Origin of the sequence: Paraburkholderia sp. D15 (genome assembly GCF_029910215.1) — a bacterium.
Classification (GTDB): Bacteria; Pseudomonadota; Gammaproteobacteria; order Burkholderiales; family Burkholderiaceae; genus Paraburkholderia.
Genome location: NZ_CP110395.1, coordinates 1,146,378 through 1,161,511 on the forward strand (window position 1 = coordinate 1,146,378; position 15,134 = coordinate 1,161,511).

Genomic DNA, 15,134 nt, shown 5'->3' on the forward strand with positions numbered 1-15,134 from the left:
CTCCCATGAGCAATTCACACCACGGCACACATCCTTCGCATCCCGCGCATCCGCAGCAGGCCGCGGCGACGCCCGCCACGCCTGCTGCACCGCCCTACAAACCGCTGGCTTTCAGCTTTCCGTTTGCGCCCGCTGGCAAGGATGATCCAGCCGACCCGATGACATACATGAAGGCGCTCGGCAATGCACAGAACGGCTTCTATCCGCTTGGCGCAAATGGTCTGTGGCATGGCGGGATACATTTCGATGGAAAAACTGGCAATGCGCTGAAACAGGATGTCGGCGTCCGCGCGATTGCGGACGGCGAAGTCGTCGCATACCGGCTCGATCACCAATACCCCGAACTTCAATATCAGGACAAACGCTCGGCGCTGTATTCGACGGGTTTCGTGCTGATCCGTCACAAGCTGCAAATGCCGCCGCAACCGAAACAGGATGCGACCTCACCGACCGCAGCCAGCGCGCCGGGTGCTGCGTCCAGTACGCCTGTCGGCCCGGCTTCTGCCGTCAGTACAGCGAGCGCGCCGGCTGCCGCGAGCACGCCGGTCGCGCCTGCGCAACCGCCGCAGGCACCCGCCGCCGACACGCTGGTGTTTTTCAGCCTGTACATGCATCTGCTGGATTGGGTCGGATATGAAATGGCGATGGAAGCGGCGAAGGAGGCTCCCATTGACAAGAACGCGCCCCGCATCGAACCGATGCCGTTCTGGGAAGGCGATCGGTACTACCGGGTCGGTTCAAAGGCAAAGGGTAAGCAGAAAGTGCCGAAACCGAAGGCACCGCAGCACCCGCAGAACGTCGACGATCCGATCGGAAGTTTGATACAGAACAATTTCACGCTGCCTGCTCAGTCGGACGATGCCAATAACGCTCCGCCACCGTCACCTGTTTCCGGTATTGGCGTGTATGACCTGGCCGGTGGCAAGATCATTGGATTGCTCCCGATGGGATCGGAATTGACCGTCTCTGCAACGGAAAAATCCGACAAACCTGGCTGGGCAAAGATAGAGAAGATTAAAAGCGGCGCGCCGGTGGGTGCCGTTGCGGGTCAGCCAGCGTCGCCGCACGCTCCGTATGGCTGGATTAACATGGCGGAACTGGATGTCATCGTCGACCCCAAACCGCTCGATCAGGTCGTGGTGCTGAAAACTCCCGTTGCCGTGAAGGCGGGCGACGTGATCGGCTACCTCGGCCAGTATCAGGATTACACCGATTCAAGTTCGTTGCCGCCGGGACGCACGCATCCGATGTTGCATCTGGAGACGTTTGCTGGACCGGACCTGCCGGCGTTCATCGACAGGAGCAGGGATCGGGTGAAACAGTCGCCCGCGGCACAGGCGAAGACACTTCTGGAAATAATGCCGGGCGCGCTGCTGGTGACGGAACTGCCTGAACCGGACCAGACGCTGACGCCTACATCAACGCAGCCCAGTCTGCATCTGGTGGCAGTCGGCGACGCTAAGGGTTCGCGCTGGGTCAAGGTGCAGCCGAAAGTGCCACACCAGTCGACGACGCAAGCAGCATCCACTCAACCTCATCAGGGTAGCCATAGCGGACATCACGGCGGCCATCATCCGGCACCCGTACTCGACAATTTCGGGACGCCATTGTGGGTTGAGGCCAGTTTGGCAAATACGGTGACGACTGCGGTCGTCAAGGGCTGGAAGGACTTTCCTTTAAAGCTCGCCAACGCAAAAGGACCGGGCGCGGATTTCCGGGATGTTTTTCGTCGAGTCGATCTTGACAAGCTCGGCCCCGAGAACGTTGCCAAGGATGACAGCAAACCGCCGCAGCAGTGGTGGAATATCACCATCGGCACGAAGGACGGCGCGACACGGCAGGGCTGGGTGTGTGACACAGGGCATCCACCCGCGCGCCTGTGCGGGCCGTGGGATTGGCCTGGCTTCGATCTGGTCGACAGCAGCAGCACGAAGCCGGTCGACATGCTCAAGCGTTACCTGTATGTGACGCAACAGTTGATCGAAGGCGAGGACAAGTCGGAGTTCGAGCCAAGCATGTCGCTGGTGAACGCGGGCGAACTCATCACGAAGCTCGAAAAGGCAATTGACACGAACCACGACGGCACGATCACCGCGCAGGAACTGAAGGCGGCGCAGCAGGTGCCGTGGCTCGCGGAGGCGCTATCGCATTTAGTCGTGCGCTGTGAAAGCGAATGGGGTGGTGGCCCCGGCAAGTGGGAAGACCTCAATCCGCTGATGAAGGAACTGCTGTGGCTGTGGAAGGCCGAACTAGGGCGGATTTCGAAGCTGCAATGGTGGGAACAGGTGACGGCAGTGGAAGGTTTCCCGAAGGAGCCGACGCCATGGCATTTTCATCCGGTTGGGTTGATCGGAAATTTCTTGGCTGGTGATTGCATCCCCCTGCCGAAAGCCCAGTTTATTGCTCTTTCCATTACCTCTGGATTTGAGGGTGGTAAGCCGATGAACTATAAGGCTGTCGCCGGAAATTTTGACGGCATGGGAATATCATACGGTCTCATTCAATGGAATGCTGGGAGTGGCACGCTCGGACCACTGCTATCGAAGATGAAAGATGCAGATCCGGTTTCATTTAAAAATTCATTTCCGGCATCCGGGAACTATGACCAATTCATAAATGCGCTGAATGGTGGCAATGCATCACTGATGAGTTGGGCCCTATCATTTCAGTCGAGCACCGCCGGATGGAAGAGTTTTTTTGAGAAACTGGGCGATGTGCCAACGTTTCAACAAATACAAGTTGAGGTTGCATCCGCGCAGCGGCACGCCCTTGTGATACCCATGGTTAACTTTTTGCGCGGTCTCTCACCTGATTTGATGAAGACAGTCGAATTGCAGACATATTGCGCTTTTTTTGATCTTTCAGTTCAACAGCAAACGTTGGATTCTGCGCGTACTGCTATCATTGAGAGGGTTGCTCGCGAACACCCTGCGACTCAAGAAGCGCTAGTAAGAATCGCGGTCGAAGAGCGAGCACTTACAGCTAGGCATCAGTATGTCTCGGACTGTATGAGTCGCCGAGTAGGTATTTTGCAGCATCAAACGTACACCTACACCGCAAATGGGGTAACGCAGAGTCGAGATAACCCAAATTTTCAACTTCTAGCCAAGGACGGTCATGCAAATGTTTGCAAAATTTAGCCCACTGTTTATTTTTGCCGTGGCCTCAACGACTGCCTTAGCAAGCGGAACTCTTGACGCAAAAAATTTTGTGCGGACCGGCTGCAATTCTTACGGAGTTTGTGCTGGGCAAATTTTCCTGAAAGGAACGTCGGCTACTAATCTTTGCGACAGTGACACGATGACGATCGCATGGCGAAAGACCCAAGGCACTATGCTGATGGTGTGTAATAGTAAGGATACTGCCGAAGATAACAATGCGTACGTCGTATCGAAGAGTAGTGTTGTTGGTTTGAATTTTGGTCGTTACGTTGACATGGTAGCAATTGCCTCAAATCCAAACATTGAAATCCCTGATCAGTTTTCGTCTAAACCGCTTTGTGCCCCGGCGAGCATGGAGAAGCTCAATTCATCTGATTTCCTGCTGCTCAACAAGGTCCCTCGCAACGGAAGTTATTGTTACGACGTTGCATACCTGAAAGTTAAGGACAACTCGCCCCTGCAGATCGAAATTGAAAACAAGTACGTAAAACCTGGGGATTCGGATTTCTATTCAGGAAAATTAAAGCAGGAAAAAATCAAGTCCGCGCGGAAAATTTTCACTTCTGTGCTACCTGTCGAACAAGAGAAGAATAGTGATTGATCTGATCCGCGTCGGTGATGACACCGACCACGGCGGCAAGGTTGAAACGGGGTCTACGACGATGCGCTTTGATGGGCGCTTCGTCGCTCGCAAGGGCGATCGGGTATCCTGCCCGCGACACCCCGACGTCTCGTCCAATGTGATCGAGGAAGGTGACACGTTGATGACCGATGATGGCGTCCCAATTGCCCGTCACGGGCACCGGGCCACCTGTGGCTGTCGCTTGATTTCAAGCTTGGTATAGCTGGCCGGCATCAACAGCAATCTTGGCACCAAGGCATCCGGTAGAGCAAATCGCAGAAAGCGCGAGTGGACACGACCGACGCTTGGCGGCCAACTTCCGACACTGGCCGCATCGGCATCGTTGACACTCCGTTGGCTGTTATTTCGCGAAAGCAGACAAAGGCGCTTCCACCGACACCACCGGAGGGGGCGCACCACTGCGACATGACCCGACAGGTCGACACGCTTGTCGCGCAGAGATCGTTCAACTTGGCTTGAAATTTTGCTTAAAATACGATGCGTTTGGACGACCTGCGGGCAGGATGCCTTGCGGGAATTAAAAGGTAGCCGCCGGGGTGAAAATGGCCAAAGAAAAAATAGAAGACGACAAGATCGATAATTTGGAAACGCGCCTGACACGATGGCTTGAGACGCAGGGCTATCCTCTTGAAATGCTCGTGGCTCAAACTTTTCAACAGAGAGGCGCTCGCGTCATTCAATCCGACTATTACGTTGACCTAAAAACAGCGGAGAATCGAGAGGTCGACGTCGTCGCATCGTGGCAGCGTGATTTGGACGACGTTATCGTGCGGGTTTGTTTGATGACCGAGTGTAAAGAATCAAAGGATAAGCCGTGGATTTTGTTTGTATCTGAGGATGTCGGCCTTGCAGGTCCAGCGCGCGTTGTTCAACGCGCAGCCTCACGGCTTGGGCGGATAGCACTCAAAAATCTCGGCCGGAAGAAGAAGGTCCAAGAAATCAGCCTCTTTCAATTGCCGCCCGAACCCGGATATAGCATCACCCAAGCATTTACCTCAGGTAACGACGTTTGTTATGCAGCGGCGAGTGCGGTGGCAAACGCTTCAGCAGCACGCGCCAATGAACCAGACAGTCAAATCGGCGCACGAGGCGAGGTTCATTTTCTGGAAATCATTTTTCCTGTCGTGGTCACCAATTCGCGCCTCTTTGCAGCGAAGCTTGAGGCAGACGGGTCGATTTCGCTGCAGGAAATCATTGAGGGGGTGCTGGTTTGGCGGAACCCGTTGCTTGGAGCTGGGCACACAATAATCCACGTTGTGACATCTAACGCATTGGGTGATTTCGCGAGTCGAGCTCAAGCTTCTGCGGATCAGTTGTTGGACATGTTCGCAGGCGAGTACCGCGACGCAGTCACGAACGCACTTAGCGTTCGTCAAGCGAGCTAAAATTGCCGTCTACTGGCACGAAGCAAAGCTTCCGACCAATCAATGCTGCGACATCGTCTCGCCGCACGCTTGGCTTTGACCTTCGGAGCCCGCGTGCGTGACAAAGCCGTCAGCGGCCTCTCTGACGAGCGCGGCCGGTAAGTCGATGCCGACAGTCTTTACCGTGGTAGCGTAGTGCGGTTCAGTTACTCGTACTTCTCATCGTCCGCTCCGTCCCCGGTATTATCATCGAGGACGTAATCAATTGTCTCCCGAATATCTTTTGACGCATTAATGACTCGTATACGCTTGTAGGCGCGCAGACCCATGCGCCGGATTGGAGATGCGAACAGAGCGTTTAAGAAGCTGTGAGTCGAGGTTTCTACGTCATTAAAATCCACAAGAATGGTTTTTCCTTCCGCTACAGCTGGGAGTAAATGTTTGTCTCGGTAAGATATAGCCGCCTGTTTGTCGTCAGCGTAGCGCCCGAAATAATTATATATACTGAGATAATGCCGATTTTCTTCGTTCGCATCGCTCCGAGCCTTCACTTCTGCCCGGGCTTGCGCACGGAAGTCACTCATCATCGCGTCTAGCGCAAACTCCGTCCCTCTATCAAGTCGCACGGTGACCAAGGCAAATGTCCCGGGCCAAGCAGTGTCCAACGTTCTCCCTGTGGTGTCGACCGGAGAAATATGCAGGACGCCATTTCCCGAGATTAGATGCATGTCGGCCCTAAGCCTGCGAATGATGTTTGACGACAGAAACAATCCCATGCCGGCATTGTTTCTGTTTGAGTAGGGGTCCTGTTTGCCGAACGTGCCGGATATTTCTGGCTGGACAGCTAGGCGCAGCGCCTCTTCATCCGTCGCCAATCCCGGGTAACCCTGAGATAGGTGAGCTTTAACACCTACACCAATATCTGCCACGATAAAATGCAGCTCATTTACTTTCTCATACCACGTAAACTGAAGAGCGCCGGGAGTAGGATACCGATGCCCTTTCCAAGAAAAATCCGACTTACCGTGCTCCAGGAGGTTATACAGCAGCTCAGATAAGACGTACCGCAACGTCTTTTGATATTCAACCCCGAAACCTGCAGTGAATTCGTCGGCAGTTGCAAGCCCCAATTTAAAATCGTCAGAATTGCGGATTGCAAATAACGGCTTGTGCTCATTGCTCTTGAAATTGGTCTTCGGGTCGGTCGTTACGGCAAATAAACCATGAGCCCCCATCATGCTCCACACGCGACTTCCATTCTGATTGCCATCGTTTTCAAGCTTAAATGATATTGTGCAGCCCTGTTGTTTGAGTTTCCAGCAATACGGAATCAACAAGGCAACTGCCTGATAATTGGCGCTTCTACATTCCGTAAAGTCGATTTCGACGGGAACATTTTTTATGTTCCAATCGAGTATTTTTAGCACTTGATCAAAATACTTAACTCCACCACGGTTGAACGTAAATTCCGCGGGAATTTTGATTTGGCGTTTCGCCGTTTGTTTAATTTTTCGGCGCACCCCGTACAACTGGTCTTTTAGTGTCGATGCCATTTCGTTGATCGATGAGCAGTAATTGTCCCTAGTATTGCAGATTCCCGGGCGGCGAGGATACTTTTGCGACGGTCCGCATTGCAGCGGGAAGCTGACTGCCGTTGGTCGATGGTGCGAATGTCTCTTCAGGGTCGCGTGCCGTCGGTCGCGGCAGTTTCAGATTCGCGCGATTCCATGCTGCATGCATGAGACAGGAATCGGCCCGTAAGAGACGGTCGATGCGAGCATACAAATCGTCGACAACGCACAAGGAAGGATCCTCAGCAGCCGTCACAACTCCCGTGCCCACTCGTTGCGCGGATGAGAAACGTCGCGGTGGTCTCTCAGCCACGTGCACTCGATGGACGGCAATCGTTGCGCACGGTCGCGAATCCGATGGGCATAAGCCGCCAAGTTCGCGCTCGCTGCCATTATTCCGGTATCCGCCAAATCCAAATGACGGCCCGACCCTTATATACTTTCCGCAGACCTTCTCACACGGACCCATCATGACGATCCAGCAGACCCGGAAGGACCACCTGAAGTCGCTTTGGGCCGAGGGGCTATGGGGAAAATGGGTGGGGTTGTCCTGGTTCGTATTGACTGCGTTTCCATTTGTCCGCGACGAGTTTTGGCGGCCGGCCGATGAGACTCGATGGAAACTGGTCAGCCTAGTCCCGCATTGGCCGTTACCAACATGGGCAACTATTACGCTCGCTCTTCTGCTTGCGTGGGTGTATGAGGCCTCGTACCGCTCATCGTCGAAAGACAAAGCACGTTTGTCAATTTACGAAGCGCCGTCTCCCATTGAAATCATCTTTGATACAACCAATCGCCAACGCCGCTTTTGGTCAATTGAGGCTGTTATGAAACCCGACAATACGGTCAGTCACAACTACTATCGGTACGCCGTTGCGATCCGGAATACTGGCGGACGTACACTCCGAGACGTCGAAGTGGTGAGTGAATTGACTGGGGAGTTGAGAAACAGCCCATCTGCCGGGCAATTTGAGATGACGAAGACACAAAAGACAGATCTACACCCCGGCGACGAGCGACTTGTCACAGTCTTCAACTGGCCGTATCCGGCGATCCAGCCGGGCATGCTCGCCGGTGCGTCGGGGAAATGGGGATACGGACAAGTTCGTGTCAGCATTAGCGCGACGGATATGCGCGTGGTCGAGCGCACATTCGATTTTGACTACACAAGAGAGCCCATGCTGTTTGATCCCCTTCCGGACGGACAAAGCGACCCCGACGCTTTTAGCTCTTTTCGTTCTGAAGGAGCTTGAACTCGGGCCGCGTATGGTTCGCACTCGTCCCGGATGCAACAATTTGGCTGCAATTTGAGCGAAGGAAACGAACATGTTCGACAGAGTCGTCCTCAGGCGGGCGGAAAACGGAAGTTTGGTAACGGCAGGCCAGATCGCGGAGGCGCTCCTTTACTATCAGAGCGTCCACCTTGTCCTAGACCCTGGCACACTAATGGGGCTGGCGCAGCAAGTTGGTCTGGCGCCCCTAAAAGCCCTTCTCGAACTACCACAATTGAGCGTTGTATTTTGTGAAGAAACGATTGGCACGTTCACCAATAAAGTAGGGGTAACTGAGTTTCACGACTTCGCTGCGGCAACGTTTACCGGGCACGAAAACGGCCAATTGCCGACGCCATACGATCGAATAGTTTTACAACTAGAGCGCAAGGGATTTGCACCCAAAGACGCACGAAGGTTCTCTTTATGGTTTGTGAGCAAGGTCGTCGCACGAAAGCTTTCGGGAAACCACTTCGTCAAGGGAGGTATCATCGAGGCGGCTCGAATGGATCTCGGCGACAATATCTATATGCAAATCGCAATTCGCCAAGCAGTTATACACGCCGACGATCAGTATTTTAATAACAATGAACCGCTGAGCATCGACCTCATTCGCGCACCTAATGGAGTGTGTGTCTTTACGAACATCGATTTTAGGAAAATCAACGCGTATCGTAGCGCTAAGGTGCCATCGCAAGACGCAGTGACGATGGCGAGCCTATTAACCACGATTCTCGAGGCGCGAGCAGATTTGGCGATGGCATCTCACTATAGTGGTGACTTCATGGCTTCCGAGGTCGCCTCGGCTCTCATCCGTCTTCGATGCGCCGAACTGCTCCAGAGTGCAGAGGAACACGCCGATTCCCAACAAGAGTTCGTGGATGTCATCCTACCTGATGCGCCGAGTTTAGCTGAATGCATAGACTCGGGAGAACGGTCATTTGATGAGTTTCTACAGTTGTTGACCAGTGCTCGCCGATTCAAGAACTGGATTTCCTCGGTGAACGTTGATGAAAATTTAGTCTCAGCATACATCAAAGCAATTACGTCCGAAGGCCAGATCCAAGGCATCAAGGGAAAAACACTTCGATATGCTTTGACGACCGGGGCGGGCTTTGCGAACCCAGTGGCCGGGGTATTGACCAGCCTAGCTGACACATTCCTCGTCGAAAGACTGCTAGGAGGATGGCGACCAAACCACTTTGTAGCTAAAAGGCTCGATCCGTTTGTTCGCGGCAATTGAATGGTTTGATCGCGAGAATTCTGCTTATTGTGTGATTGCACTGCGCCGAATTAGTCACGGGATATCCGATGGCTGGAGCGGTAGCAGAGGTAGCCATAAGTGCGATGTAAGGTTGCTTTGTAATTGAACGGCTGCTTTCAGCTGAGATGGCTGACTGCTCAGCGGCGACAGCGGCCTGCCGCGGATTTCGGCGGCGCAGTTATAGCGTAGTTTGGGGCGGGCAGCCTCGTCAGGCCGGGCGGTGGTCCGACTATATCGGGAACGTATGCTGCAGTGATAAGTGACGAACAAGCCCGCATTGCCGACCTTAATCTGCGATGCTACAGAAATGCTACAGCACTGTTGATGCGCGCTATCCGGCGGGCATTTCGGTTGTCATTCCACCCCCTGAACTACAGGGAGAGGGACCTTGCAGCGAGGGCAGAGTATAGCAAAACGTTCGAACGGATATTAACGCCCGCTCCCGCCACCTGCGGCGGTTTTGCCCAGGATCGCGTGGTTTACTTTGCCCGGGTTATGAATTATCAATAGGAATAAGGGTTTCTACTGGACGTCGAGTTCAGCGTCGGCATTAGCGGTATGAGCTTGTTCTCTCAATGAGTGGCAGCACAAACCGGAGGAGCCGATGATGGACGAAGCAAATCGTGCAGTGCCAGGCAAGCGCAGGGATTTCCTGAAAAATGTCGCCACCGTGGGTATTGCCGCGGGGGTGGGTGCTGTCACGGCAGATGGCTTTGCCCAGACCAGTACCCCGACTCATCCCAGCGGAACAGGCGCGAAGCCGCCCACAGACGCCACGCGTCAGGCGAACGCGCGTTACGCCAATCAGCTTCCGTTCAGCGATACGGCGGATTTCGACGATGCGAAGCGCGGACTCATCGCGACGCTACCCGATCCCGGCGTCATTCCCAGCTCGAAAGGCGGCGCGGCCTGGGATCTCGGCCAGTTCGCCTTTATCACCGGCGGTCCGGAAAACAACGCCCCCGATACCGTCAATCCGAGCCTCTGGCGTAACGCCAAGCTCAACATGAATCACGGCCTGTTCGAAGTCGTCGACGGCATCTGGCAGGTTCGCGGCTACGATCTTTCGGTGATGAGCATCATCCGTGGCGACACGGGCTGGATTGTCGTCGACCCGCTGATGACGGCCGATGTATCGTCGGTAGTCTGGAAACAGCTGGTGGTCCCTCATCTCGGCGACAAGCCGATCACGCATGTGATCTACACCCACAGCCACGCGGATCACTACGGTGGCGTGCGCGGCATCGTCGATGAAGCGGATCTCAAAGCGGGAAAGATAAAGATCGTTGCGCCAGCGGGCTTCACCGAAGCGGCTGTCGGCGAAAACGTGATTGCCGGCAATGCCATGAGCCGTCGCGCGGCATACATGTACGGCAATCTGCTGCCGCGCAGCCCGGTTGGCGTGGTCGATGGCGGGCTTGGCAAGACCACCTCCATTGGCGCGATCACGCTACTCACACCGACTGATTTCGCCACGACCACCGGGCAGAAGATGGTCCTCGACGGCGTCGAAATCGTCGTGCTGATGGCGCCGGAATCGGAGGCGCCCTCGGAATTCATGTTTTACGTCCCGAAGTACAAGGCCTTCTGCGCGGCTGAAGACGCCACTCACACGCTGCACAATCTCTACACGCTGCGCGGCGCGAAGGTGCGCGACGCGTTGCTCTGGTCGAAGTACCTGCACGCGGCGATCGACATGTTCGGCAGCGACGCGGAAGTGCTGTTCGCATCGCACTACTGGCCGACGTGGGGAAACCAGCGAATTCTCGCGTTCCTGCGCACGCAGCGCGACCTGTATCGCTATCTGCACGATCAGACGATGCGTCTCGCCAATACCGGCTACACGCCGCTGGAGATCGCGGAATCGTTGCGACTGCCCGATAGCCTCGCCAAACTCTGGCACTGCCGAAGCTATTACGGCACGGTCTTTCACGATCTCGTCGCCCAATACAATCTGCGTCTTGGTTTCTTCGACGGCGTGCCGGCGAATCTGCATCGGTTGCCGCCCGTGGAAAACGCCAAACGCTACGTCGAATTCATGGGCGGTGCGCCTGCCGTGCTGCAAAAGGCAAAGCCGTACTACGATCGCGGCGAGTACCGTTGGGTGGCGGAGAGCGTCAACCATGTCGTGTTCGCCGACCCGGGCAATACGGCGGCGAAACACCTGCTGGCCGATGCGTACGAGCAACTCGGCTACCAGGCGGAATCGGCGAGCTGGCGCAATTTCTATCTGACGGGGGCGATGGAACTGCGCAACGGTGTGCATCGTGTCCCGTTCGGCAGTTCGCAAAGCCCCGATACGATCAAGGCGATGCCGCTCGAGATGTTCCTCGATTTTCAGGGCGTACGGCTAAACGCGGAGAAGGCGGCCGGCAAGACGATCTCGTTCAATCTGACCTTGACCGACACCAGCGAGACGTTCGTGGTCGGTGTCGAGAACTCGGCGCTGCACTATTCGAAAGGCCACGCATCCAGTTCGGCGGACGCGTCGATCTCGATCGCGCGCACCGATCTGAACGAAGTCATGATGGGGACGTCGACGATGGAAAAGCAGGTGATGGCCGGCAAAGCGAAAATCACCGGCAATACGCAAAAGCTCGGCGAGTTTGTGACGTGGCTCGATAACTTCGAGTTCTGGTTCAACATCGTCACGCCGTAAAGGCCTTGGCGATCGGACAGGGAACCCGTCATGTGCGCGATCTGCGATTTCAAGATCGAATTCAATGTGAGCCATCCGCATGCGCTCACGGTCGCCGTCGCGACCCGCGAAGCGGTCGAAGCCGGCGTTTTGCCGGAGCAGGTGTTCGACGGCGCGCTCGGCAGCATGAAAATGCGGGTCGTCGCGATCGACACGCTCGGCCAGTTGCAAAGCCGGATGGAGACGTCGGTGCCGCCGGCGCAACTGGCCGGGCTGCCGGACTTTTATGTCCTGCTCGTCGACAGCGGGACCTGGGGGTTTTTTCACGCGACCGAAAGCGGCTTCGATCCCGACATCGTGCCGGAGATACCGGAGGTCTTCCCGGACAATCAGGCCGAGCGGGACATCACGCTGATCGCCGCCCAGGCGACGATCAGCGCGATTCTCGATGGGCGTGTCGAGTTGGACCATGCGATGCATGAACGTCTGGTGATGCTCGACGCAGACGATGTCGCCGCGCAGGCCATCGTCGATGTGTTGCGTCGAGCGTGCGGGGCGCATGTCGACGCGCCGCTCTGAAACAAAAACGGTCCGACGAGTTTCCTCGCCGGACCGTTCACACAACCTTGGCAGAAGCGATCTGGTCGCAACCTCGCAACCTCGCAACCTCAACCGCTTAAAACTCCACTACCGCGAACTCCGCCTTACCCACATCGCACAGCGGGCAGCGCCAGTCTTCCGGAATCGCGGCGAAGCGCGTGCCCGGCGCGATGCCTTCCTCGGGCAGGCCTTCTTCCTCGTTGTAGATCCAGCCGCAAATCAGGCAGACCCAGCTCTTGAATTCGGTTACTTCGATTACTTCGCTCACGACACTCTTCTCTCTCTAATGCGATGATCCGCGCAGTCTGCCCCTTTTTTGGGCGCGGCGGCGACCCGCAATATTACCGGAATTTGTCAAATCGTCCGAAAACTACCGATGCCGCGCCGCCGCAAGGACATGGCCACGGCATGGCCACGGCACGGCGCAAATGCCCCGCGGCCACCGGAAAATCGCCGCCGACATGACCGTCCGTGCCGCCGCACCGTCAAAAAATCCGCTTTCGAGCCCCCGCGCCCGTCCCGCCCACCCGGCCAATCGGCCTATCTCTTCCGCCATCCGGGCGCCAGCCCGCGCGCCCGGTACAATGGGCAGTTCCGACTCATCGCTGTCTTCTCCAATTCTCCATGTCGCTTTACACCATTACCGGGGCGCAACTGGCGTTCGGTCACGTCGCGTTGCTCGATCACGCGGATTTCTCCCTCGAAGCGGGCGAACGCGTCGGGCTGATCGGCCGCAACGGCGCGGGCAAGTCGTCGCTGCTGAAGATCGTCGCCGACCTGAGCAAGCCTGACGATGGCCTCGTGTCGCGTCAGCAGAACCTCACCACGGTCTACGTGCCGCAGGAACCCGAATTCGATACCGACGACACCGTGTTCGACGCGGTCGCCGCCGGTCTCACGCACGCCCGCGCGCTGCTCGACGAATACGACGCGGTCGCCAACCGGCTCGCCGAAGACCTGGCGCCCGCCGAGCACGACGAACTGATGGCGCGCATGAACACGCTGCAGTCGTCGCTGGACGCGGTGGACGCATGGAACTGGAGCACCCGCGTCGCCACCACGCTGCAGCAGATCGGCCTGAACGGCGAGTTGCGCGTCGGCTCGCTGTCGGGCGGTATGCAGAAGCGCGTGGCGCTGGCGCGTGCGCTGGTCGTGCAACCGGACGTGCTGCTGCTGGATGAGCCGACCAACCACCTCGACTTCGAAGGCATCCGCTGGCTCGAGGAACTGCTCGTCTCGCTGCGCGCGGGCCTGTTTTTCATCACCCACGACCGCGCGTTTCTGGACCGCGTCGCCACGCGCATCGTCGATCTGGACCGCGGGCGTCTGCTGTCGTATCCCGGCAATTTCAGCGCGTACCAGACCCGGAAGGCGCAGCAGCTCGAAATCGAACAGGTGGAAGCGGCCAAGTTCGACAAGCTGCTCGCCCAGGAAGAGGTGTGGATCCGCAAGGGCGTCGAGGCGCGCCGCACGCGCAGCGTCGGCCGGATCGCGCGGCTCGTCGAGATGCGCGAACAGCGCGCCGAACGCCGCAACGTGCAGGGCAACGTCAAGCTCGACGTCGGCCAGGGCGAGAAGTCCGGCAAGATCGTCGCCGAATTGACCGACGTCACCAAGCGCTACGGCGCCCGCACAGTGGTCGACAATTTCACGGCCACGGTCATGCGCGGCGACAAGATCGGTTTTGTCGGTCCGAACGGCGCGGGCAAGACCACGATGCTGAAGATGATCCTCGGCGATCTGGCGCCGGACGAAGGCACGGTGCGCATCGGCACCAACCTGCAGGTCGCGTATTTCGATCAGATGCGCGCGCAGCTCGACCTCGAAAAGAGTCTCGCCGACACGATCAGCCCCGGCAGCGAGTGGGTCGAGATCAACGGCCAGAAAAAGCATGTGATGAGCTATCTCGGCGACTTCCTGTTCGCGCCGGAGCGCGCGCGTTCGCCGGTCAAGTCGCTGTCGGGCGGCGAGCGCAACCGTCTCCTGCTCGCCCGTCTGTTCGCGCGGCCGGCCAACGTGCTGGTGCTCGACGAACCGACCAACGACCTCGACATCCCGACTCTCGAACTGCTCGAGGAACTGCTCACCGATTACGACGGCACCGTGCTGCTGGTCAGCCACGACCGCGCGTTCCTGGATAACGTCGCGACCTCGGTGATCGCGTCGGAGGGCGGCGGCAAGTGGCGCGAATACGTCGGCGGCTTCACCGACTGGCAGATTCAGCGCGACCGTTCCCAGCAGATGGCGCTGGACGCCCAGAAGGACGCGGCGAAAGACGCGCCCGCCAGCGCGGCGAAGGACACGGCGCCGGCCGCCGACAACGCCGCCGGCCGCAATGCGCCGCGCGCCGCGAAGCTGTCGTTCAAGGAGCAGCGCGAGCTGGAGGCGCTGCCGGCGCAGATCGCCGCGCTGGAAGCCGAGCAGAAGACCATCGGCGCGCAGCTGGAAGACGGTTCGGTGTTCGCGAAGGATCCGAAGGAGGGCACGCGCCTGACGGAACGCTACGCCGCGATCGACGAGGAACTGCTGGTCGCGCTGGAACGTTGGGACGAACTGGAACAGCGTCGCAAGTAAGGTCTTAGGCGGCCTTATCCGGATGGCTAATCCCGCGCGCAGCGAATT

At 57.1% G+C, this 15,134-nt stretch carries 11 protein-coding genes; 9 read left to right on the forward strand and 2 right to left on the reverse strand.

The window, feature by feature from the left end; genetic code table 11:
* Nucleotides 1-5 precede the first annotated feature (5 nt).
* From LFL96_RS05020 to LFL96_RS05035, 4 genes are all read left to right on the forward strand, one after another.
* A complete protein-coding gene (locus tag LFL96_RS05020; protein WP_280998721.1) occupies nt 6-3,140 on the forward strand; it encodes a lytic transglycosylase domain-containing protein in 3,135 nt (1,044 codons plus the stop codon).
* Nucleotides 3,118-3,762, forward strand: coding sequence for a hypothetical protein (locus tag LFL96_RS05025; protein ID WP_280998723.1), 645 nt, complete (start codon nt 3,118-3,120; stop codon nt 3,760-3,762). The genes LFL96_RS05020 and LFL96_RS05025 overlap by 23 nt, the downstream gene beginning before the upstream one ends.
* On the forward strand, nt 3,755-4,006 hold the full coding sequence (locus LFL96_RS05030) for a PAAR domain-containing protein (RefSeq protein WP_280998725.1): 252 nt from the start codon (nt 3,755-3,757) through the stop codon (nt 4,004-4,006). The genes LFL96_RS05025 and LFL96_RS05030 overlap by 8 nt, the downstream gene beginning before the upstream one ends.
* A 340-nt stretch (nt 4,007-4,346) precedes the next feature.
* A complete protein-coding gene (locus LFL96_RS05035) occupies nt 4,347-5,189 on the forward strand; it encodes a hypothetical protein (protein ID WP_280998727.1) in 843 nt (280 codons plus the stop codon).
* A gap of 185 nt (nt 5,190-5,374) precedes the next feature.
* On the opposite strand, the gene LFL96_RS05040 is transcribed toward LFL96_RS05035, so the two are convergent.
* Complete coding sequence (locus LFL96_RS05040; protein ID WP_280998729.1) at nt 5,375-6,721, reverse strand: STAS-like domain-containing protein; 1,347 nt, start codon at nt 6,719-6,721, stop codon at nt 5,375-5,377.
* 488 nt (nt 6,722-7,209) lie between these two features.
* Here LFL96_RS05040 and LFL96_RS05045 point away from each other — a divergent pair, with 488 nt between their 5' ends.
* The 4 genes from LFL96_RS05045 to LFL96_RS05060 all read left to right on the forward strand — a co-directional run bounded on the left by LFL96_RS05045 (nt 7,210) and on the right by LFL96_RS05060 (nt 12,491).
* Complete coding sequence (locus tag LFL96_RS05045) at nt 7,210-7,992, forward strand: hypothetical protein (protein WP_280998731.1); 783 nt, start codon at nt 7,210-7,212, stop codon at nt 7,990-7,992.
* A gap of 73 nt (nt 7,993-8,065) precedes the next feature.
* Nucleotides 8,066-9,253, forward strand: coding sequence for a hypothetical protein (locus tag LFL96_RS05050; RefSeq protein ID WP_280998733.1), 1,188 nt, complete (start codon nt 8,066-8,068; stop codon nt 9,251-9,253).
* A 625-nt stretch (nt 9,254-9,878) separates the two neighbouring features.
* Nucleotides 9,879-11,933 carry an alkyl sulfatase dimerization domain-containing protein gene (locus LFL96_RS05055; protein WP_280998735.1) on the forward strand — a complete coding sequence of 685 codons (2,055 nt, stop codon included), beginning with the start codon at nt 9,879-9,881 and terminating at the stop codon, nt 11,931-11,933.
* 30 nt (nt 11,934-11,963) lie between these two features.
* Complete coding sequence (locus LFL96_RS05060; protein ID WP_280998737.1) at nt 11,964-12,491, forward strand: hypothetical protein; 528 nt, start codon at nt 11,964-11,966, stop codon at nt 12,489-12,491.
* A 97-nt stretch (nt 12,492-12,588) separates the two neighbouring features.
* Here the strand turns inward: LFL96_RS05060 and LFL96_RS05065 are convergent, their stop codons facing one another.
* Nucleotides 12,589-12,780 carry a rubredoxin gene (locus LFL96_RS05065; protein WP_280998739.1) on the reverse strand — a complete coding sequence of 64 codons (192 nt, stop codon included), beginning with the start codon at nt 12,778-12,780 and terminating at the stop codon, nt 12,589-12,591.
* Nucleotides 12,781-13,136: 356 nt separating this feature from the next.
* Between LFL96_RS05065 and LFL96_RS05070 the strand changes: the two genes are divergently transcribed.
* On the forward strand, nt 13,137-15,086 hold the full coding sequence (locus tag LFL96_RS05070; RefSeq protein WP_280998740.1) for an ATP-binding cassette domain-containing protein: 1,950 nt from the start codon (nt 13,137-13,139) through the stop codon (nt 15,084-15,086).
* The last annotated feature ends 48 nt before the right edge of the window (nt 15,087-15,134 follow it).